The organism is Hassallia byssoidea VB512170 (assembly GCF_000817785.2).
Taxonomy (GTDB): Bacteria; Cyanobacteriota; Cyanobacteriia; order Cyanobacteriales; family Nostocaceae; genus Hassallia; species Hassallia carrinoi.
On sequence record NZ_JTCM02000038.1, the window covers coordinates 24,044 to 45,779 of the forward strand.

The 21,736-nt window shown below is 42.4% G+C and carries 16 protein-coding genes, 1 tRNA gene and 1 pseudogene; 12 read left to right on the forward strand and 6 right to left on the reverse strand.

Features of this window, described 5'->3' with window-relative positions; all coding sequences use genetic code 11:
- Positions 1 to 839 precede the first annotated feature (839 nt).
- Positions 840 to 1,172, forward strand: a complete 333-nt coding sequence (locus PI95_RS17395) for a hypothetical protein (protein ID WP_039738287.1) — start codon at positions 840 to 842, stop codon at positions 1,170 to 1,172.
- Positions 1,173 to 1,392: 220 nt separating this feature from the next.
- Positions 1,393 to 3,681: a 1,4-alpha-glucan branching enzyme gene (glgB, locus tag PI95_RS17400; RefSeq protein ID WP_039737659.1), complete on the forward strand. Its 2,289-nt coding sequence runs from the start codon at positions 1,393 to 1,395 to the stop codon at positions 3,679 to 3,681.
- 112 nt (positions 3,682 to 3,793) lie between these two features.
- Here glgB and PI95_RS17405 read toward each other — a convergent pair whose 3' ends face one another.
- Positions 3,794 to 5,383: a type 2 periplasmic-binding domain-containing protein gene (locus tag PI95_RS17405; protein WP_052324658.1), complete on the reverse strand. Its 1,590-nt coding sequence runs from the start codon at positions 5,381 to 5,383 to the stop codon at positions 3,794 to 3,796.
- 433 nt (positions 5,384 to 5,816) lie between these two features.
- Here PI95_RS17405 and PI95_RS17410 point away from each other — a divergent pair, with 433 nt between their 5' ends.
- From PI95_RS17410 to PI95_RS17425, 4 genes and pseudogenes are all read left to right on the forward strand, one after another.
- Positions 5,817 to 6,122 (forward strand): ribbon-helix-helix protein, CopG family, encoded by a 306-nt coding sequence (locus tag PI95_RS17410; RefSeq protein ID WP_163518964.1) that lies wholly within the window; start codon positions 5,817 to 5,819, stop codon positions 6,120 to 6,122.
- Between the two features lie 360 nt (positions 6,123 to 6,482).
- Positions 6,483 to 6,683: a hypothetical protein gene (locus tag PI95_RS17415; RefSeq protein WP_052324659.1), complete on the forward strand. Its 201-nt coding sequence runs from the start codon at positions 6,483 to 6,485 to the stop codon at positions 6,681 to 6,683.
- A gap of 33 nt (positions 6,684 to 6,716) precedes the next feature.
- Positions 6,717 to 6,995: pseudogene (locus PI95_RS37515) on the forward strand (COP23 domain-containing protein); the annotation flags it as partial.
- A 52-nt stretch (positions 6,996 to 7,047) separates the two neighbouring features.
- Positions 7,048 to 7,401, forward strand: coding sequence for a hypothetical protein (locus PI95_RS17425; RefSeq protein ID WP_039737665.1), 354 nt, complete (start codon positions 7,048 to 7,050; stop codon positions 7,399 to 7,401).
- Between the two features lie 275 nt (positions 7,402 to 7,676).
- Here PI95_RS17425 and PI95_RS17430 read toward each other — a convergent pair whose 3' ends face one another.
- The 3 genes from PI95_RS17430 to PI95_RS17440 form a co-directional block, all read right to left on the reverse strand.
- A complete protein-coding gene (locus PI95_RS17430; protein ID WP_039737666.1) occupies positions 7,677 to 8,792 on the reverse strand; it encodes an ABC transporter permease in 1,116 nt (371 codons plus the stop codon).
- A gap of 189 nt (positions 8,793 to 8,981) precedes the next feature.
- Entirely contained in the window at positions 8,982 to 9,878 is an 897-nt protein-coding gene (locus PI95_RS17435) for an Npun_R2479 family HD domain-containing metalloprotein (protein ID WP_039737667.1), read from the reverse strand.
- Between the two features lie 123 nt (positions 9,879 to 10,001).
- Positions 10,002 to 10,154: a hypothetical protein gene (locus tag PI95_RS17440; RefSeq protein ID WP_163518965.1), complete on the reverse strand. Its 153-nt coding sequence runs from the start codon at positions 10,152 to 10,154 to the stop codon at positions 10,002 to 10,004.
- Positions 10,155 to 10,443: 289 nt separating this feature from the next.
- Between PI95_RS17440 and PI95_RS17445 the strand changes: the two genes are divergently transcribed.
- The 5 genes from PI95_RS17445 to PI95_RS17465 all read left to right on the forward strand — a co-directional run bounded on the left by PI95_RS17445 (position 10,444) and on the right by PI95_RS17465 (position 18,395).
- Entirely contained in the window at positions 10,444 to 11,952 is a 1,509-nt protein-coding gene (locus PI95_RS17445) for an efflux RND transporter periplasmic adaptor subunit (protein WP_039737668.1), read from the forward strand.
- Positions 11,953 to 12,135: 183 nt separating this feature from the next.
- Entirely contained in the window at positions 12,136 to 15,414 is a 3,279-nt protein-coding gene (locus PI95_RS17450) for an efflux RND transporter permease subunit (RefSeq protein ID WP_039738295.1), read from the forward strand.
- Positions 15,415 to 15,647: 233 nt separating this feature from the next.
- Positions 15,648 to 15,719, forward strand: a tRNA-Gly gene (locus tag PI95_RS17455).
- 244 nt (positions 15,720 to 15,963) lie between these two features.
- The gene (locus PI95_RS17460) at positions 15,964 to 16,713 is read left to right on the forward strand and encodes an RNA methyltransferase (protein WP_201280497.1); all 750 of its coding nucleotides are present in this window, start codon (positions 15,964 to 15,966) and stop codon (positions 16,711 to 16,713) included.
- 149 nt (positions 16,714 to 16,862) lie between these two features.
- A complete protein-coding gene (locus PI95_RS17465) occupies positions 16,863 to 18,395 on the forward strand; it encodes a serine hydrolase (protein ID WP_039737670.1) in 1,533 nt (510 codons plus the stop codon).
- Positions 18,396 to 18,520: 125 nt separating this feature from the next.
- On the opposite strand, the gene dprA is transcribed toward PI95_RS17465, so the two are convergent.
- Positions 18,521 to 19,636, reverse strand: a complete 1,116-nt coding sequence (gene dprA / locus PI95_RS17470) for a DNA-processing protein DprA (RefSeq protein ID WP_039737672.1) — start codon at positions 19,634 to 19,636, stop codon at positions 18,521 to 18,523.
- 175 nt (positions 19,637 to 19,811) lie between these two features.
- Between dprA and PI95_RS17475 the strand changes: the two genes are divergently transcribed.
- Positions 19,812 to 21,014 (forward strand): SGNH/GDSL hydrolase family protein, encoded by a 1,203-nt coding sequence (locus PI95_RS17475; RefSeq protein ID WP_336507241.1) that lies wholly within the window; start codon positions 19,812 to 19,814, stop codon positions 21,012 to 21,014.
- A 209-nt stretch (positions 21,015 to 21,223) separates the two neighbouring features.
- Here the strand turns inward: PI95_RS17475 and PI95_RS17480 are convergent, their stop codons facing one another.
- Positions 21,224 to 21,730, reverse strand: coding sequence for a GNAT family N-acetyltransferase (locus tag PI95_RS17480; protein ID WP_039737676.1), 507 nt, complete (start codon positions 21,728 to 21,730; stop codon positions 21,224 to 21,226).
- Positions 21,731 to 21,736: the final 6 nt, after the last annotated feature.

Here is a 21,736-nt window from a genome sequence, read left to right on the forward strand (position 1 = left end):
ACTACATCATACTTAGTTGAGTAAGTTCAAGCGTGCTATCAATTTTATGGTGGATTAAAAGCTAGGAGCGCCCTTCCTAGCGCACTAAAATATTAGTAAGTACAACAAGAGGAGGACACTAGTTTTGACGGTCTTCGCCGCTACTTAGTGTCCGCCCGTGTTTTGTTGTAACCGATAAATTTGTGGTTCCAAATTAACTGTAAGCCCCATAAATAAGTTGAGTTCAAGAAGTAGACTTAGTTTGCGGGTAAAATACTTTACACTCTTTGTTTGGCATGGCTAAATGATTCAATGGTTGAAAGTGAGCCAGCGATCGCCTTGGTTTCGTTCGCGCAGCCTCTCCAACAAAAGAAGAGAAGAGTGAGAAAAAATTAATCACGCTCACTGGCAATTGCGATTGTGCATTGACTATAGTCTATTTATGATACGAATTCTCGATTTTGAAGAAGAGACGTTACATGTAACGTATGCACAGACTGACATGCGTAGTAAAGACTCGCTCGGATCGTTACAAAGAATTGGTGGTAATGAGGCTTGACAAAGTGCGAGATTTTTATGCAAGTCCGATTTATAGGTGGAATAAAGGCGCGATGTCTAGCGACAAGCCCTTCGGGTTCAGCAGTCGCCTGCGGAGGGAAACCCTCCCGCAGCGCTGCTGAACCGCTATGCGTCTACGCCTGAAGACCAACAATCTCAAGTAGTACGTAAAGATACTTGTAAAAAGAGAATTTATTTAGACAAAATTAAGAACAGCAATCCGCACCCCATACGTGAGAAGATTTAGTTGAATGGAAGTATCAGTACGAAATCGTGTTGTACATTACATGCTAAGTGCCCAGATGCAGAGAGTAAAAGCAAAAAAAGCGATAATATTTTTTGTGGTTAGCATCAGCACTAGTGTAGTGGTATGGTTAGTTAACGATTGGCGGGCATCAGGAATCGCATTACCCGATCCATCCGATACACCCGAAGAGATACTGCGAACAGAGATAATTATAGAAGCGCGATCGCCTGTTGATGGCAAACCCTTAACTGCCGGCGAATACGCAGAACTGCTTACTCAACTGCAAACCAGCCCACCACCAAAACTGACTCCCAAAATTCGCGAACAAGTTTTCTTGCTTCGCATCCGTAAAGCATTACTTCAGGTTTTTCCCTTTTTAAACTTGTAACCTTAAATTTTTCTTTAATTTCCATCACCCGAAAACTACAAGTGCATCACCTTTTTTCTTTATCTGTTTATTTTTCACGCCACAACAAAGCCGAAGGAAGAATTCATTAGTGAAGTACCAAAAAGGTGGCGACAAAATCTGCAAATAAATGTAAAGAATATATATAGATATTAAAAAAGTCGTACCAATCACCATATTTCACGTAGGTAGCTTCATGTCCATGACCACGATCGCTCCAGAACAGGTTAACCGCATCGTTTGGAACCAACATCACGATCCCTTTGAAGTACTTGGTTCCCACCTCATCGAACAGAATGGTAAAAACGTCTGGGCTGTGCGAGCCTACCTACCAAATGCAAGTGCAGCTTGGGTAGTTCTTCCTGAAGAACGTAAGGAATACCCAATGGAAACAGTACACGATCCCCACTTCTTTGAATGCACGATTGAAATCTCAGAACTGGCAAACTACCAGTTACGCATCAAAGAAGGAGAACACGAACGTGTCACCTACGATCCTTACGCCTTTCGTTCTCCAAACTTGACAGAATTCGATTTGCACCTCTTTAGCGAAGGCAACCATCACCGCATTTACGAGAAAATGGGAGCGCACGCCACCGAAATAGACGGCGTAAAAGGCGTTTATTTTGCAGTTTGGGCACCCAACGCCCGTAACGTTTCCGTACTGGGAGATTTCAACAACTGGGACGGACGCAAACACCAAATGCGGAAAGGTTCCACCGGCGTTTGGGAATTATTTATTCCCGGACTGGGAGTAGGAGAACACTATAAATATGAAATCAAAAATTTTGAAGGACATATTTACGAAAAATCTGACCCTTACGGCTTCCAGCAAGAAGTCCGTCCTAAAACCGCATCGATTGTCACCGACTTAAATAGTTATAGCTGGGGTGACGAAGACTGGATGGAAAAACGTCGCCATACCGACCCCCTCACCCAGCCGATTTCCGTTTACGAAGTGCATTTAGGCTCTTGGTTACACGCTTCTAGCGCCGAACCACCCAAGCTACCCAATGGTGAAATTCAGCCCGTAGTTTCTGTATCCGAACTTAACCCAGGCGCACGCTTCCTTACCTACCGCGAATTAGCAGAACGACTGATTCCCTACGTCAAAGACTTGGGATATACCCATATTGAAATGCTACCAATTGCCGAGCATCCTTTTGATGGCTCTTGGGGCTATCAAGTAACCGGATACTTTGCTCCCACCTCGCGTTTTGGAGCGCCGGAAGATTTCATGTATTTTGTCGATCAATGCCATGAAAACAATATTGGCGTGATTGTCGATTGGGTTCCCGGTCACTTTCCCAAAGATGGACATGGTTTAGCTTTCTTTGATGGCTCTCACCTTTACGAACACGCCGACCCCCGCAAAGGCGAACATAAAGAATGGGGTACTCTTGTCTTCAACTACAGCCGCAACGAAGTCCGGAATTTCTTAGTAGCAAATGCCCTCTTCTGGTTTGACAAATACCACATTGACGGAATTCGTGTTGATGCTGTCGCCTCGATGCTTTATCTTGACTATTGCCGCAAAGAAGGCGAATGGGTGACAAACCAATACGGTGGTAGAGAAAACATAGAAGCCGCAGATTTTCTGCGTCAGACAAATCACACTATTTTCAGCTATTTTCCCGGCATTGTCTCAATTGCCGAAGAATCTACCTCTTGGCCGATGGTATCTTGGCCCACTTATACAGGTGGACTGGGCTTTAACTTAAAGTGGAATATGGGTTGGATGCACGATATGCTGGACTACTTCAGCATGGACCCTTGGTTCCGTCAGTTCCATCAGAACAATATCACCTTTAGCATGTGGTATCACCACAGCGAGAACTTCATGTTGGCACTGTCACATGATGAAGTCGTGCATGGCAAGAGCAATATCATCGGCAAGATGCCCGGAGATAGATGGCAGAAGTTAGCGAATGTGCGTTGTTTATTTACCTATATGTTTGCTCACCCAGGTAAGAAAACCATGTTTATGAGCATGGAGTTTGGGCAGTGGAGTGAGTGGAATGTTTGGAGTGATTTAGAATGGCATTTATTTCAGCATGAGCCGCACCAACAGTTAAAGCAGTTTTTTAGCGAACTCAATCATCTTTATCGCTCGGAACCAGCTTTATATAGCCAAGATTTTGCTCAAGCGGGGTTTGAGTGGATTGACTGTAGCGACAACCGTCATAGCGTGGTTTTCTTTATCCGTCGCGATAAAGATTCTGATGATTTCATTATTGCGGTTTGCAACTTCACACCGCAACCGCATTCTCATTACCGCATCGGTGTACCCGAATTCGGATTTTATAATGAGTTGTTTAATAGTGATGCGCGTCAATATGGCGGCAGCAATATGGGCAATTTAGGCGGTAAGTGGACTGATAATTGGTCGTTGCACAATCATCCTTATTCGCTGGATTTGTGTTTGCCACCTTTGGGAGTGTTGATTCTCAAGTTGGATAAAAAGAAGACAGCAGAAGTGATGGAATCTTAATCAGGAGCTATATTATCTCCGCTTAATTACCTTAAACAAAGTTTGTAGTTAGCGTTTTCCTGCTAACTACAAACTTTAATTTATTTATGTCTACCTACTTAGCAGCCCCAATTTAAAATCCCATTAACTTGCTAACTTGGGGAAGAAATTCTTTAAAGATGTTTGTATCAGTGGCAATCCCAATCAAAGCTTTTAGTGAACTGAGAGCAAACTTACAGATTTTCTGAATACGTTCTTCTGGGGGTTTTTGGGCTTCTTCTCCAATAGAAGCCAAAGCCTCTAAAGCATCCTTTTTCTGTTCATCAGTCAGCTTTGAGTCATTCTCAATCGCTTTTTGCAATTGAGAAATTAGGTCAGCAAGCTCTTGAGCTTCTGGCTGTTCGGAATCTTTCAACTGTTGAACAGTATTGCTCACAGAGCCACTAATATCTCCAATATTGAAGTTTGAACCAGTTTGTTCGAGATTAAAATCACCTCCAACATTAATATTGCGGCTTGAGTTTGAGTTATTATGATTTTCTGGCATATTATCTCCTTGAGCATTATCATTGTTTGCCTGAAAATGAATATTGTTGATGAACTGAAGAATTTGATGTGTGAGTGAAGAAGATTCAAATTTTGAAGAGCCGGCACGAGCCTCTTGGATGTCTAAATGATTGGAATCGTTATTTCTTAGAGTCCGTATTGTTGAAATCCCTTTGCTTTTTCTAGCACAATTAATCCCACGAATAATTAATAATAAAACAATTCCACAAGTAATAATTGCAAACAACAGCCACAAAAGTTCTTTACTAATAGATAAAAAACTATCTGATTTAATGTTTTCATGTAAATTCGTATCTTCCTGAAACTTCTGAAATTCTGAATTCTCTAATATTTTAAGTTGTGTACTACCAAATGTCTTTATTTTTGCTTTTTCTAACAAATCATTAATAACATTAAGTAGCTGTCTATTTTTATCTTTATTTATATGGTAAACAATTATTCCATGCTGCTCATGGTTTACAAGTTCAGGCGAAATAAAATATTTTTCTTTATTATTTGAATTTTGGAGGTTTATTAAACTACTAAGTTCGTCATTATAATATACATCAATTTCCCCATTCTTGATTTTATTAATTCCGTCTTTATCATCTTGTAAAAGCACAATGTTTTTAATCAATGATGGATAAAGTGTTTCAACTAAAGTTTTTGTTGTTGTTCCCCTAATAACTCCAATTTTAATTTGTTGAAGTTCACTTTGATTATCAAAAAGTGCTATTTTTTTAGCTGGTAATATAAATTTTGCACCTGTCCAAGCAAAAGGTTCGGAAAATTTACCATCACGACCATTTTCTTTTAATTCTTTTGCTTTACGTCCTTCAGTTATAGTGTTAGGTCCGCACTCGGCATCCAGCTCTTTTCCACTATCTCCTTTACCTGTAAAACGGTTTCTTCTTGTAATAGGTATTATTTCTATCTTTTTTTGAGAAAAACGTTGTTTTAAAGTCTCTATGAAAGCATTGCAGTAACCTTTCCAATTACCATATTCATCTTGATAACTTATAGGATAAGCGCCTACTCGAAGACCAAAGTAATATGTGTTTGACTCGTTTATTCCTCCCTGATTACTACTACCTTTTATATCTTGTGTTAACCCAGAAAAACTAAAAAAAAAGGTTAGTACTATTACCATTTTGCCAAGCGAGTAGTTAAATTTCATAGTGCTTTGGTAATATATATAAAATTTCTAACTAGATTAGGTTTGTTACTAGCAGTAGAAAGGTAATAAGTAGGTAGGCACAAATAAACTTAACTATGCAAATAAATATAAAGTTGCCAGAGTCCTTGCGATTGCTACGTTCCACTTCGTTTCACTCGCAATGAAATAGTTGTAAATTTTCTTGCCTACATACTTACTTGTTTAAGTTGTTTTGCTTATATTTTACCTGTAGAGCCTTTATTTAGATGTAATTGTATCAGTAAATTCACTAGGTAGGGTAGGCTTTCCGGATAAAAATTACATAATTTTCTCCTTAGTTTCCGGATGCTACTTCATTTGTGCGATCGCACTCCATCCACAAGTAACTTTCAATGCAAAAATCAGCACTCATCATATAATATGAACGTTGAAACCTTGTGCTAGGCTATCAAGCATGAAGCAAACTACAGTTTACTTACCAGAAGAAATAGACAATTCTCTTAATCGTCTTGCTCAAACAACTGGACGCACCCAAGCTGAACTTATACAAGAAGCAATACAACAATATCTCCTCCGCACAAACCAACCACTTCCCCAGTGCGTAGGAATGGGCGCAAGCGGTATGAGAAACTTGTCGGAGCGGGATGAAGAATTGTTATGGCAAGAAGACCGACGAAATTTTAACTTGATACAACCGGAAAAAGTTGAATACCAAAGAACTGCTACCTTAGCAATCAAATTAGGTTTTGGGATTGAATGAAAAAGCGATCGCTCTTTTTCTTGAGTGCGATCGAGCGTTCGTAACAAGCTGTCGTTACCACAGCGAATCGCTTCCTTACCACAGCGAATCGCTTTGTTAACACAGCGAATCGCTTCCTTACCACAGCGAATTGCTTTGTTACCACAGCAGAAGTTGTCGTTACCACAGCACAAGTCGTCCTTACCACAGCGAATCGCTTTGTTAAGTTCAAAAATATTTTATTTATCATTTCTTTATTAAAAAAGCTAATTTTTAGTGATATATCTGAGCATAATTCCGAAAAACTAGAGTTTCGGGTTGTAGCTTGCTGTATTCCTGTCAAGTTTAAATTAACGTCTTTTTAGTTATTAATACTTATATATGCAGCTGAAGTTATTTGCTCAAATCTTACCAGGGGTAGCAACAGCTTTTGGGACTTTGGCTTTAGGTTTGGCGATCGCCACTACCACAAGTAACCAACCGAGTTACGCTGGAAATAACAAATTCTTTTGCACTCAGGAAAACGGGATACCAGTTACCAAGGTACGCTCTTCACGGGGGAATGAAACATTCATCCGGTAGGTAGTTACAGATTTTAAGAACTTTCCAGCATCACAGCGCTGTAAGATTGTTTCTGCCAGGTTTCAGCGTTATTACGACAATGGGTCGCTTTTTATCACTAGCAGAGACAATTTTAACGGCTATCCAGTTTTATGTATCGCTAACCGCAAACGTATACCTTGTACATCAGAAAATATACTAGTCACCCTCAAGCCGGGAAGTGATACAGGAGCGACTCTCAAGCAGATAATTGATTTTCGTCGTGGTGTTGCAGCTTCACCTGTTAATTTGAGTGGATGTCAAGCTATTACCTACGATCAAGGTGAAATCTAGCTTGATTCATTAGGGGACGTTAATCTTCCTTGGTATATTTAGGATGTTGTGAATGGATGTTAAACAAAGAATCCGGGCTGTTATTGACTTGTTAGAAACTGTCCGCTTCAAAACTTGCCATCAACGCAAAGCGATCTACTTCTTTCCAGTAGATGGAAAATCTGCTTTAAACTTTGTTTGTGGTGTTCGGTCAGCTGCCAATGCTCTTGGTTTGCAAGAAAATAGAGATGCTTGGTGGTTAGCAATTGAAACGCGAGGTTGGAAAATTTCCCCGCTTGGTTTTTTGCCAGAAATGCAGGAGCGAGGTATGACTGATGAACAAATGGCAGAAGAAATTCTTGCTATTGAAATAGATACATGGCGGATTTTGCAGGCAGAGATATTGTCAGTAAAGGAACAAAGTTAATAAATAAGTTGAACGAGGGACTAGGGATTGGGGATTAGGGACTGGGGACTGGGGAAACGAGTAGGGGGATTGGGACCCCAACCAAGTTTTGAAGAAAACTATTCCCAGTCCCCAGTCCCCAGTCCCCAGTCCCGGAGCGCCATTCCTCCCCGACTTGCTACGCCGAAGTCGCAGAACAAGAGCGCGACCCGTTGAAAATCGCTCTTATAAATACAAATGCACTTTATAAGTTAGATAAAAAAGTGCGATCGCACTTTTTCAACTACAACAAAAAACTACCTTCGCAAACTACGCGGATCAAGCGCATCCCTTAATCCATCACCCAGTAAATTGAAAGCCAATACTGTCAGAATAATCAGTATAGCAGGGGGCCAAATTAGCCAAGGTTGCAGTACCAAAACTGAAGCATTGGTTGCCAAAGAAAGCATATTACCCCAAGAAGGATCTGGTGGTTTAATGCCCAAACCAATCAGACTAAGTACCGCTTCTGCCCCAATAAAGCTAGGAACTGAAAGCGTAGCAGCGATAATTACATAAGTAGCAGTTTGCGGCAAAACGTGACGGAGAATAATATAAAGTGGCTTACCACCCATTGCCCGTGCAGCTTGGACAAACTCTCGCTCTTTAATTGAGAGTACCTGTCCGCGAATTACCCGCGCTAACCCAGCCCAACTAATAACCGAAGTAATCAACACAATTAGCAAAAAGTTCTGAGTGCTACTTAAACCAGCTGGTAATACTGCCCCTAAACTCACCAAAAGATAAATACTAGGAAAAGTCATCAGCACTTCAGCTAAACGCATGATTATACTATCAGTCCAACCGCCGAAATAACCAGAAATTCCCCCAAACAACAGACCAAGGGGAAAGGTAACAAGTACCCCGATAATTCCAATAAATAAACTAATGCGACCACCATACAACAAGCGGGTGAATTGGTCGCGACCTTGGTCATCAGTACCCACAAGATTGAATTTGACATTATCGGTTGTGCCAAACAAATGCCAATTGAGTGGAATACCAGGGATTATTGTCACTTCCTCCCATTTGGGCGGTACGGGAAAACTAAGCTGAAACAAATGGTACTCTGAACCTTGGACGAATAAACGTAAAGGTGAAGGTTTGCTGCGGTCTACGATCAGTTCTCGCTTACCCGTTTCTAAATTTGTGTCTCCTTGCGTCGTCGGATAAACATGAGGACCGATAAACTGCCCCGATTTAGAAAACCAATAAACCTGAGTAGGTGGTAATAGCGAACCATTAGCTTGTGTTACATATGGATCGTAAGGAGCGATGAAATCAGCTGCAATTACTGCTACATAGAAAACTAATAGCAAAATTGCGCCAAATCGCGCCAACGGATTTTTCTTGAGTCTTTGCCACCAATTCATAATAGTTGTTGGTTGTTAGTTGTTGGTTGTTAGTTGTTGGTTGTTAGTTGTTGGTGGTTGGGTGTTAGGGGTTAGTGGTTAATTGTTGGGTGTTAGAGGTTAGTGGTTAATTGTTGGGTGCAAGTTATGAATTATGGAACTTTTTTACTTATTCATAATTCACAATTCATAATTCTTAACTCCTAACTCCTAACTCCTCACTCCTAACTCTTCACTCCTCACTCCTAACTCTTCTAAATATCGTTCGTCTTGTTGTTTTTCGTGTTCGACAACAAATACATTTGAATAAAGATTAGCAACAATTTGTTTTCCTTGCTGTGTCAAAGACAAATAACGCAGTCCTTCTTTAATATAAGGATATACGCCATTCCAGTAAAATTTGGCGTAGTTCTTCCGCAAATCGGCAGGAGTTTTATAACCCAAAACTTTATTTATTCCCGTTTCTTCAAACTCGTAGAATAAAGAAGTAATTTTCCGCAAGTAACGCGGATCGCTTAATTGTCCAATCAAATCGGCAGCACGCACTAAGCCTGCAAAGTTACTTGTACCTTGATGATCGTCTGCTGTGGGCACTGGAAACCGAGTCAATTCAATGTTACTCTTAATTACCTCAGAATCTATCAGCGTGTGACCGCCAAAACGCTCATCAATGAATAGTTTTGCTCGATCAACATGATACGGTGTGAGGCTGGCATCCGAAGCGCCAGGATGAAGACTAATCATTTGCCCATTTTTACCTGTAGCATACAAGTTATCTGTTTCTCGGTCTTGTCGGCAAACTCCTTTGACATAGCCGATATCGTGGCACACTAAGGAGATGACACAATGCAACCAGTCTTCACTCGAAACCCCACCCTCACGGATATGTTTGCCCCGGAGAATTTCCTGTCCCACAAGCGTGACTAAGACAGAATGTTCAACATTGTGATATAGAGCATCGCTATTGGCAATGTTTTCCAAAGCCATGTTGCCTGCCCAAGCTATGATGTCCTGGTAGTCAGTTTTTAAGCAGCCGTAAGTACGGCGGTAGCCTTCTCGAATTTGCTTGACAAAAGCATCAATTAAAATTTCAGTCGCGTTGAACATACTGTTATTTATTTCTTGTCAAAGTTAAATAATTGGGCAGGCATTTGCTGGAATTGAGTACGCAGATTTGTCCAGTAGCTATGAATGCGATGGCGCAAAGCGCCCGCACTCTTGCGATCGCATTTATGGGTGGGTGTCCTGTGCTGTGAATGTATCTATCACAGCATAGGCGATCGCCTTCATGAAGCGCAAAGTTATAGACAGTGCTAAACAACGATCTGATTGACTACAACCAAATGTCAATGCCATTGCATTCACCCGATCAGGTGAAGACATTATACGGACTATGAAAGTAAAAATGAAAGAAGTCCGCTTTTGACGGCTTCTTTCGTGGGAAATTTACGGTGATAAATTTTAATTTCGCGCTTTATTGCTACTCAAGCCTTACAGATAGGGGTGCTAACTTCTCCACTTTTTCAAATATGACTTTTTTATAGATAGATTTTACGTATTCATACAGCCATAAGCGTAGGTAATGAGTCATAGTTAATATATAGTAATTAATTTAAAGTTTTTTTAAGCAATTACCATTATTAGCATTTGGGTAAAAAGTGGAGGAATGACTATGGGGGAGGAGCATTTATCAGATATTGATGTGCAAGAACTGAGGAAAATCGAGGATGCTGACTTTGAGGAAGAATGGGTTAGTAGGCGATCGCGTCCTTGGCTATTACCGCTATTGCTGGGTACTGCTTTGGGAATAGCGATCGCTTTAGGGGGAATGCGTTTATTAGCTAATCGTTCCGCCGGTCAACAAAATCCGGTAGCAACTAAACCTGCCGCAAATCTTGCCCCCTCAATGACAGTCACCGTCGCTCCGGTTGAAATCACTCGTATTGCCCGTACCCTAACTACTACAGGTACTGTAACAGCGCGTGATTTGATTCCGGTATTACCGCAAACAAATGGCTTGCAAATCAAACAAGTCTTAGTAAAAGAAGGAGATTCAGTTAAACAAGGTCAAGTTTTGGCAATTCTGGATGATTCAGTATTGCAAGACCAAATTCGCCAAGCAAGAGCTGATGTGGAATCAAAGCAGGCAGATGTAGGATCTCAACAGGCGGATCTAGCTTCAAAGCAAGCGGCTGTAGCCACCAGTCAGGCAAATGTGGCTTCCCGGCAAGCGGTAGTGCAGCAAAGACTTGCTGATGTGGCTCAAACTAAGGCGAGGTTAGATGAAGCCAGAAAGAATCTCCAAAGCTATCAACAATTAGCAAATGCAGGTGCAATTAGCAAACAAGAACTCTTGACTCGGACAACAACTGTAGCAACAGCTACAGAAGCCGTGCGTCTCGCCGAAGCCAATGTTAGAAGCGCCGAACAGGATGTCTTGAGTGCTCAAGCTGCTGTCAAGAGTGCCCAAGCAAATGTCAACATCGCCAGCGCGAATATCAACAGCGCCCAAGCTGCTGTCAAGAGTAGTAATGCGAAAGTCCAACAAGTCAGAACTCAGCAGGGACAAACTGTGGTGCGTGCGCCAGTTTCTGGACTTATAGCCGAGAAACTAGTTAGAGTTGGAGATGTGACGGGAGTACCCCCGCAAACTCAGGTAGGAACTGTAGTTGGTGGTACGCAAAAGCTATTTTCCATTATTAGTGACGGCAGTCTAGAACTTCAAGCGCTGGTTCCCGAAACTCAATTATCACAGGTGAAAATTAGCGCACCCGCGCAAATTACCTCGGATCTCGATAACCGCGTGCGTTTGCAAGGACGAGTTAGAGAGATACAACCGGTGATCAATCAGCAAAGACGCGAAGCAACCGTAAAAATTGACTTACCGCAGACAAATTTACTTAAACCCGGAATGTTTGCGCGTGCGGTGATTACCATCAATACAACGGTAGGGATGGCAGCACCAGAAAAAGCCGTATTACCCCAACCGGATGGTACTACCAGTGTATTCATCCTATCGGGTGAAGACACAGTACGTGCTGTGAAAGTAGAAAGAGGAGAAAGTCTTATTGGTGGCAGAGTGGAAATTAAAAAAGGAGTGAAAGTAGGCGATCGCGTAATTGTAGATGGCGCAGGATACATCAAAGATGGCGATAAAGTGCGCGTAGTCAACAGACAGTAGGAGCGTGGATAGTGGGGAAAAGGGACGCTTGGACTAGGGATTAGGGACGCTTGGACTAGGGACGCTTGGACTAGGGACTAGGAAAAGAACTATTACCAATGCCCAATGCCCATTGCCCATTGCCCAATTACCAATTACCAATTACCAATTACCAATTACCAATTATCAATTACCAAAATTTATATGTCTTTCAATATCTCGTCTTGGGCAATTAAAAAACCTGTCCCGACGATAGTTATATTTTTAGTATTGACAATAATCGGTTGGTTCTCCTTCATTTCTTTGGGAATTGATACTAACCCAAATATTGATGTGCCAACAGTTTCGGTTAATGTTACCCAACCAGGTGCGGGTCCTGCGGAACTTGAATCTCAAGTGACGAAAAAAATTGAAGATGCTGTTGCTGGGTTAGGAAACATCGATGAATTGCGTTCCACCGTTACTGATGGTTCATCAAGGACGATAATAACTTTTATTTTGGGTACAAATAGCGATCGCGCTACCAACGATGTCCGCAACGCTATTTCCCAAATTCGCCAAGATTTACCCCAAGATATCAACGATCCGATAGTCGAACGTGTAGATTTTGCCGGCGGTCCCATCGTCACCTACGCTGTTACATCCAGCAAGCAAACTGTAGAAGAATTAAGTAACCTCGTAGACCAAACTATCAGCCGCGCTTTGTTATCAGTCAAGGGAGTGGGACAAGTTAAGCGTATAGGTGGAGTTGACCGAGAAATTCGGATTAACCTTAACCCAAATCGTTTACAATCCCTAGGCATCACCGCTACTCAGGTAAACGACCAAGTACGCGCTTTTAACATCAACTTACCTGGTGGACGCAGCGAAGTTGGCGGTAGCGAACAAAGTATCCGCACCCTAGGTAGTGCCAAAAGCGTCAATGACCTGAAAAATTACGAAATTGTCTTGCCTAATGGTGGTTCCGTGCCCTTATCTAGTTTGGGGACGGTAGAAGATAAATTTGGTGACATTCGCCAATCTGCACGGTTGAATAACAAACCTGTGGTAGCCTTCCAAGTATTGCGGAGTACGGGTAGCGTCACGGTGACAGTAGAAGAAGGAGTAAAAGCAGCGTTAGAAGAACTGCAAAAAACCCTGACCCAAGACGTGAAGCTGGACTTAATTTATACCAGAGCCACCCCCGTGCGTGCCTCGTATGAAAGCACAATTGATGAATTAATTCAAGCCTCATTGCTGGCGGTAATAGTAATTCTCGTATTTTTGAAAGACTGGCGAGCAACATTAATTACAGCAGTAGCTTTGCCTTTGTCGATTATTCCTACCTTTTTTGTGCAGCAAGCGTTAGGTTACACCCTCAACAACATGACTTTGTTGGGATTAGCGCTAGCGGTGGGTAACTTGGTCGATGATGCCGTTGTGGAAATTGAGAACATGGAACGGCACATGGCAATGGGCAAAACAGCTTGGGAAGCTTCTTTTGACTCTTCTGATGAAGTGGGACTAGCAGTGATTGCGAGTTCTGCGACTATTATTGCCGTGTTTTTGCCCGTTGCTTTTATGGGTGGTATTCCGGGGCAGTTTTTCCAACCTTTTGGTGTCACCGTTGCCGTTTCCACAATTTTCTCAACTTTTGTGGCACGGATGGTTACACCGATGATGGGTGCGTATTTGCTCAAGGATAAGAAACACGACGAAGGTGCAAAACAGCACAAGCGCAAAAAAGGAATCAGATTTTTTGGGATAAATTTTCCGTTTCTAGGTCGCAAAAAGAATCAAGAAGAAGAAATTCCTTTCTCACTTCCCCCCTACCCCTCGGAGTTAAAAGCTGAAAGCGTTTCTTCTCCTTCTTCTCGCCGGCGACGCTTTCAACCTTATAAATCACTGTTGAAGTGGGCATTACGCCATAGATTGACAACATTGGGTATTGCGATGGCTTTCTTCATTGCCAGTTTGATGCTGATTCCCGGTATCCCCAAAGGTTTTGTGGATGACGGAGACTTGGGTATTTCCGTTGTTTCGATAGAATTACCCCCAGGTTCTACCTTGCTAGATATCAACAAAGTAGCGACGCAAGGAACTAACCTCATCCGGCAAAATCCAGCAGTTGAAAGCGTGCTAGCCACAGAAGAAATAAATTTAGCTACCCTCACCGTCAAGCTCAAACCTAGAGAAGAACGAAAAGTTACTCAAAAAGAGTTTGAGGTGCAAATACGTCCTATATTCCAGCAAATACCGGGAGCGAGAATTAGTTTCCAAAGTCAAGGACCTGGTGACAGTGGCAAAGAATTATCTATAGTTCTCAGAAGTGAAAATCCAGACGCTTTGCTTAAAGCTGCTAACGCATTAGAAAAGCAGATGCGAACCGTACCGGGATTAGTAGAAGTGTCCTCAACTGCAAGTCTGGTAAAACCAGAGATTTTGGTAATACCCGATCCGCAGCGGGCAGCAGATTTAGGCGTAACCGTGCAAGCAATTGCCCGGACTGCATCCCTGGCAACTATCGGCGATATCGAGGCAAATTTGGCAAAATACAATCTTCTTGATCGCCAAATTCCAATTCGCGTCCAAATCGATCCGAAAGCGCGAACAGACATCAACACTATCAAAAATCTGCAAGTCCCGACTCAAAATAACACCTTGGTTCCCCTCGTTGCTGTGGCAGATATCCGCTTTGGTAGCGGTCCTGCAACCGTCAACCGCTTCGATCGCTCTCGTCAAGTCGCTGTGGAAGCAAACTTGCAAGGTATCTCTTTAGGAGAAGCAGTAAATGCAGTTGACAAGTTACCTGCATTCACCAACTTGCCACCAGGAGTCAGTCAGCAACCTTCTGGAAGTGCGAAAATTATGGCAGAAATCTTCACTCGCTTTGGTACTGCACTGGGGCTGGCATTAATGAGTATCTATGCGATTCTGGTTTTGCTGTATAATAACTTCCTCTATCCGATAGCGATTATGATGGCGTTGCCCTTTTGTTTAGGTGGGGCACTCGTAGCCTTGATGGTTGCTCAAAAACCCTTGGGAATTTACGCGCTGATTGGTATCGTTTTGTTGATGGGAGTTGTTACCAAAAACTCGATTCTCTTGGTTGACTATGCAATTATGAACCTCCAAGAAGGCAAAAAACAACGTGAGGCGCTCCTAGAAGCCGGATTGTCCCGATTGCGCCCAATTATGATGACTTCTTTGGCAACTATTGCCGGTATCATTCCTCTAGCTTTGGGAATTGGTGCTGGTGCTGAAGTTCGTCAACCGATGGGAGTTGCGATTTTGGGCGGTTTCACAACTTCCACTTTGCTGACTTTGGTGGTTGTGCCGGTGATATTTACTTATATCGACTCTTTCCAAAGGTGGATTGTGGATACGGCAAAATATGGTATAGGCAAGAAGAAACGGCGCCCCAAGAAGGTTGCTGTTGAAAAAGTCATGAGTTTGCCTCCTGGTAGGGAAGAACCGCCCTCTGAATACTCAATTCACAAATAATATCATGTCCGCTCATGTAACAAAGTTGAGAACTTCGTAGTGAGGACTTTAGTCCTCATCTTTATAAGATAAGGACTAAAGTCCTTACTACTAAAATAAAGGACTAAAGTCCTTACTACTGAAATAAAGGACTAAAGTCCTTACTACTGAAATAAAGGACTAAAGTCCTTACTACTAGAGCATGATATAATGTGGTATAATGCCTTTTAGTCTTAAATAAGGCTAAAAGATTTGCGGGTGTAATTCAGTGGTAGAATCTCACCCTCCCAAGGTGAACGTCGTGGGTTCGAGTCCCATCGCCCGCTTAAAGATAAGTCTCAAGCAAAGAGAATTTCAATATCATTGTGGGTTTGTTCGACAATTTGATGCGCGATCGCTTTCCCTCGCGTGCCGCTCTTATCGCTAAGAGCGAAGATTCTGTTTGTTCTGCTGAATCTTTGAGACTTCCGGTTTTTAGTGTTCCCAAGAGCGCAGAATGTCTCAACTTTGCGTAGGCTTTCACCTGTGCTGCGTACAATAACTATCAAGACACTATGCAGGCAGAAGGCGATGCAAGAAATCAAATTGGACTGGTTAAAAATTGTGTTGGTAGAACCAGCAGGTCCAATGAATGTGGGGTCTGTAGCACGGGTGATGAAAAATTTCGGGCTACATCATCTAGTATTAGTCAATCCTCAATGTGACTTTTTGGGGATGGAAGCAAAAAAAATGGCAGTTCATGCCGACGATGTTTTAGAATCTGCGGTATCGGTGGCAACTTTGCCAGAAGCATTGCAAGGATGTTTTCGAGCGATCGCTACAACTGCGAGAGTGCGTGATTGGGAAACGCCTTTAGAAAATCCCCGCGATGCATTACCCTGGTTATTAGAAGAAAAAGAAAAATCAGCAGCGTTGATTTTCGGTCCAGAAGACCGGGGCTTAAGTAATGAAGAATTAAACTACGCTCAGAGATTTATTCGCATTCCCACCGATTCTATTTATCCATCGCTGAATCTGGCAATGGCTGTGGGAATATGCTGTTATGAACTGGCAGAAAATGTCAAAGAAAGTGATAATCAAAGCTCAAGCAAAATTGAACTCGCACCTTTTGAGGTTGTGGAAACATATTACCAACAATTAGAATCGCTGTTGTTGCAAATTGGTTACATTTATCCACATACGGCAGCTAGTCGGATGGAAAAATTTCGGCAACTTTATAATCGCGCTGGATTGCAAACTAAGGAAGTAGCTATGTTGCGGGGAATTTTGCGGCAGGTAGAATGGGCTATGGGGGGAAAGAGCGATCATCAAAACTTGTAAGTCATCGTTTACTATATACGGATCATCTCCCCAAAATCATGAATATAACTTAAACTAAACACAAAAATGCTACTTAGTATTAAAGTGTTGCAATAAGCTTTGGATCGGGATGCAATAAACTTTTAAAGAGTGGGTCATAAGGAGTAGCAGTGTCAGAATCAAATGACAAACTAATCGCTTTCTCAAGGCGTCAACCCAGCAACCGACGCCAAAATAAGCGGAAAGTGCAACCAGTAGGACAAAATAAACAGAAAAAGAGCCAACCGCAATCGCGTCCCCAAAAAATCAGCACTACACTTACTCCTCCAGGTGCGCCGAAGACACGACCGGGGTTAGTTATGCCGTCTGCTGTCAAGAAAAGAATACCACCCCTTAAACCCACCGATGCAAACTTAAAGCCGATGCGAAAGCAGGTAGTATCAAAAACAGTTAGGCGATCGCGCAAAACTAAATTAAAGCCAATGGCAAGATCGTTGTTATATGCAATGCGCTTGTTAATTGTCGGAGTTGGTATTGGTGCGATCGTTGGTACAATGCTATCAGTGTTAGATCCTGCTACTCGGATTAACTCGACTTCATCGGCATCGAATACTGAAAATGTTGGGCAAAGTCAACCACAACCTACCCAAAATTCTCAAGCTGCTGGTGGGGGTTTATATTTATCTCAGGAAATCACCTCCTTAAAAAATGCTGTGCAAAATTTGGCACTGGCAAGTCCAAATTTGACCCCAGGAGTTTTCTTGGTAGATTTGAATAATGGTGCTTATGTAGATGTAAACGCCGGTGCAAGTTTCCCCGCTGCTAGCACAATTAAAGTGCCGATTTTGGTGGCATTTTTCCAAGATGTAGATGCAGGCAAAATTCGCTTAGATGAAACTCTAACCATGCAACAGGATATGGTTGCAGGTGGTTCGGGAAATATGCAATATAAACCTGTGGGAACTCAGTTCACGGCGCTGGAAGTTGCCACGAAAATGATTACAATCAGCGATAACACCGCTACAAATATGCTGATTGCCAAATTAGGCGGTATTGAAGCGTTAAATCAACGTTTTCGCAGTTGGGGTTTGACAACCACCGTTATTCGTAACAAACTTCCAGATTTAGAAGGTACAAACACTACCAGTCCCAAAGAATTGGGGAATTTACTTATGATGGTGAATCAAAGTAATTTAGTGAGTTTGCAATCGCGCGATCGCTTGCTCGATATCATGCGCCGTACAGAGAAAGATACATTATTACCCTCTGGTTTGGGAGTCGGCGCAACAATTGCTCACAAAACCGGCGATATTGGTACAATGTTAGCCGATGCTGGTTTAGTTGATATGCCCACCGGCAAGCGCTACATCGCCGCTGTCATGATACAACGTCCGAATAACGATGCTCGCGCTGAAAAACTCATCAGTGCAATTTCTGGTATTGCTTACCAACAATTCAGCCAAAATGCGATTACACCCAACCCTATAGGAAACACTCCACCCGCAAGCGGTTATCAATCCCCAGTCATCGCACCTCAAACCAACCCCACACTCAACACTCCACCCGTAAGCGGTTATCAACCCCCACTCATGCCACCTTTACCCAACAATACAGGAAGTTATCCACCCCCATACATAAATCCTTCACCCAACAGCAGCTACCAATACCCTGCAACCAACCCTCAATATTACCCTCAAAGATAGGGGAAAGGGGAAAGGGGAAAAAGCTATATAAATGCGATCGCGCATTCATGAATGAGTGCAAGAGGTGTAATTATTATGTAAATTTTTATTTCGTAGTAAGCACTTTAGTACTCAAAACATGCATATCAACACCGTTGATAGCGCATTCCCGGTAACTGTGAAATCAAACCCATAAGTTCCAACTGCAACAAAGCACTAGAAACCGAACCAGCATTCATCCCCGTTTGTTGGATAATAAAATCAAAAGGCAAAGACTCCGAAGAAATAGCCTCCATAACTTGTTCCAGCTCTCGTGGTAAATTTAGCAAAGGCAACTCCTGCGGTATTGGTGAAGCTTCAATTACATCAAGTTGTGGTATTGCACCCAACATCTTTAACAGTTCATCAAGTTCTCTGAGAATCGGCGTTGCTCCTTGATAAAGTAACTTTAAACACCCTTGGGATGGCTGGTCATCCAGTCTACCAGGTAGTGCATAAACATCTCGTCCAAATTCATTTGCGTATTTGGCTGTAATTAAAGCGCCAGACTTTATCGGTGCTTCCATCACCAAAACAGCGCGAGTCAACCCGGCAATTATTCTATTACGACGGGGAAAATGAGTGCGATCGGGTGGTGTTTTCGCGCTGTATTCACTCAGCACTAACCCAGATGTCAAAATCTGCTTGTACAAATCGCGATTTTTGTGTGGATAGATGACATCTACACCCGTACCCAAAACTGCTAAAGTGCGTCCACCAGCTTTCATCGCGGCAAAATGACATTCAGTGTCAATTCCCTCTGCCATTCCCGAAACAACTGTAAAATTATTTTTCGCCAAAGCCGTGCTAATTTGACGAGTCCAACGGATACCATATTCTGTAGGTTTGCGCGTCCCGACAATCGAAACCAGGGGTTTTTGTCCGAGATTTTCTGACAAGTCCACTTCACCACGATAATATAATATTGACGGTGGACTAGGTGTTTCTAGCAGCAAGCGCGGATAATCTACATCAGCTGGTGTCCAAAAATAAGGATTTTCTTGCTGGTGCTTGATAAGTAGTTGTTCGGGATGCAAGCGAGAACGTTGTTTTATCACCTTTTCCAGCGTCTGCAAACCAAAACCCTCTACTGAACCCAATTCCTTAGGATGTGCTTTCCAAGCGGCAGCCAACGTGCCAAAATGCTGTTGCAACCGTTGTAACAACACTGGACCAATTCCCGAAATTTGCGACCAAGCTAGCCAATATGCGCGTTCTTCCATATCATCTCCACACCTACTGCTTGATTATTCCCAAATTGAGTTTGTCTATTTATATTGATGAATGGGAAAATGGTTAAGAGTTAGGAGTTAGGAGTTAGGAGTTAGGAGTTAGGAGTTAGTTAAGAAATTTAAATGTAGGGTGTGTTGTCGCGCAACGCACCGTCAATAATTCAAGGTGCGATCTTCCTACGGCATAACTACTGATTATCAACTATCAACTATCAACCATCAACTATCAATGATTAAAAATTTATATCGTCCTCTCTTATGCCTATCTGGTTGCTTAATATTTTTAACTTTTCATAGTTTTCTCGATTCATCTTTCAGTTTGGCAGCTGAGAAAATTGTTGTCAGATATGGAATATTCGATCAATCTCTTCCAGTAGCAGATTTACGTAAGTATGCGGAAACGCAAAAAGTTTCGTCTGATTTGCAATCTTTTTTGGGTTATTTAAAACCTAAACAGCAAGCACAGTTACAACAAGCACTTCAGGTGAAAAAGTCTCTGGATATTGTGGCTTTAAATAAGCTGATAGATTCACAAATTGGTAAACTACTTTTATATGGAGCTTCAAAAGCGATCGCACGACGCGATCAAGCAGGTATACCAGCACTACGATCTGCTTTGCTTATCGGCGCAAAATCACCAGATGGTTTAAGTATACTCAGCTTTTTGGAAGCTTATCCCAGTGATAGATTGGTTATTGATGTCCCAGCAACTTTAGACTTACTCAGCAAATCAAAGTTATTTTTTGCTTCTTCTGGTGCAACACCAAAAGATAATTTAAATTCTTCACCTTTATGGCAACTTGAACTTCAATATCAAGTATACGCAAGCGAAGGTAAGCAATTTTCCGGCTGTTTGTTTGGTGATTCTATTTCCGCTCAAATTGGAAATACTCTTGGGGAGGGTAATTTTAATTTTGCTTTTAATGGTGTGAGTTCAATTTCATTAGTTCAACAATTGCAACGTTTAATTCCTACCAAGGTAAAATGTGAAAAAACCATCATTGCTGTTGGGGCAAATGACGCTTTGTATCAACTTAGTGATGAAGAGTTTAGCAAAAAGTTGAAAGAAGCGATCGCACTTGTGAGAACATCCGGAACTAAACAGATTTTTCTCATTCCCGCTTTTTACTCAACAGTTGCCGCTAGCAAAGATCCAAGTTTAGCAGCTCCACTTTCTAAAGTCGAGCAAATCAACGCTGCGATCAATCAAGTTGCAGCTTCAGAAAATCTCCCAGTTGTCGCTGAAGGTATAGCACCGTTGTATGAAAATAATGTTTTGAAAGATAATTTTACAACTGATGGCGATCGTCTCAATGCTGAAGGACTGAAGATTTATCGACAAGCATTATTGAATATTTTAGGGAAATAAATATCGATTTTGGTACTTTCAGCGATTTTCATTCTGATAGACCTGACTTTTCACTCTTATGTGGAAAGTCAGATCCCTGGTTAGCTGGTGATTGCTGCGGTGGCAGAAGTTAATAAGAGTGCAAGTGTAAAAAGTTCTTGGGTTTCCTCGCGTCAACTAAACCTACAAGATTAGCGCGATCGTACCGATCGTTTTCAATCCCTGCGTACCTAGAGCTTCTTGAAGTATCTAGCGATCGGCAACAGCCCGAAGCCCAGCTTTTCATAGGTGCGACGTGCTGGGGCATGACCGGGATCACCTCCGGTCTCGACCATAGCAACAGACATCCCAGCATGTTTCATCCAATCAAGAGCGAATTCTGTCAGAGCGGTGCCAATGCCGTGACCTTGAAAGTCTGGATCGACAGCAACCATATAGATTTCACCCATGCTGGTCTCGGAGTGTAGTTTCACGGCTACAAAGCCCACGGTTGAACCAGCGTCGATAGCAACCCATACATTGGTGTCCTCTGCCGCGCAGACCCCCTCGACCGCCTTTTGCTGGCTCACACGCCAATCGTCGGGATAGAATTCCCGGTACACGTCAAGATCCATCACTTTCTGAATCGAATCAAAGACCGAAGCCCATGCTCGAAGCGAAAGACGAATGACTGCATCAAGTTGATGAGCGTCGTAAGGTTCAATCCGCATTTCCAGGGGTTGGGGGTTAGGTTTCATGATTAG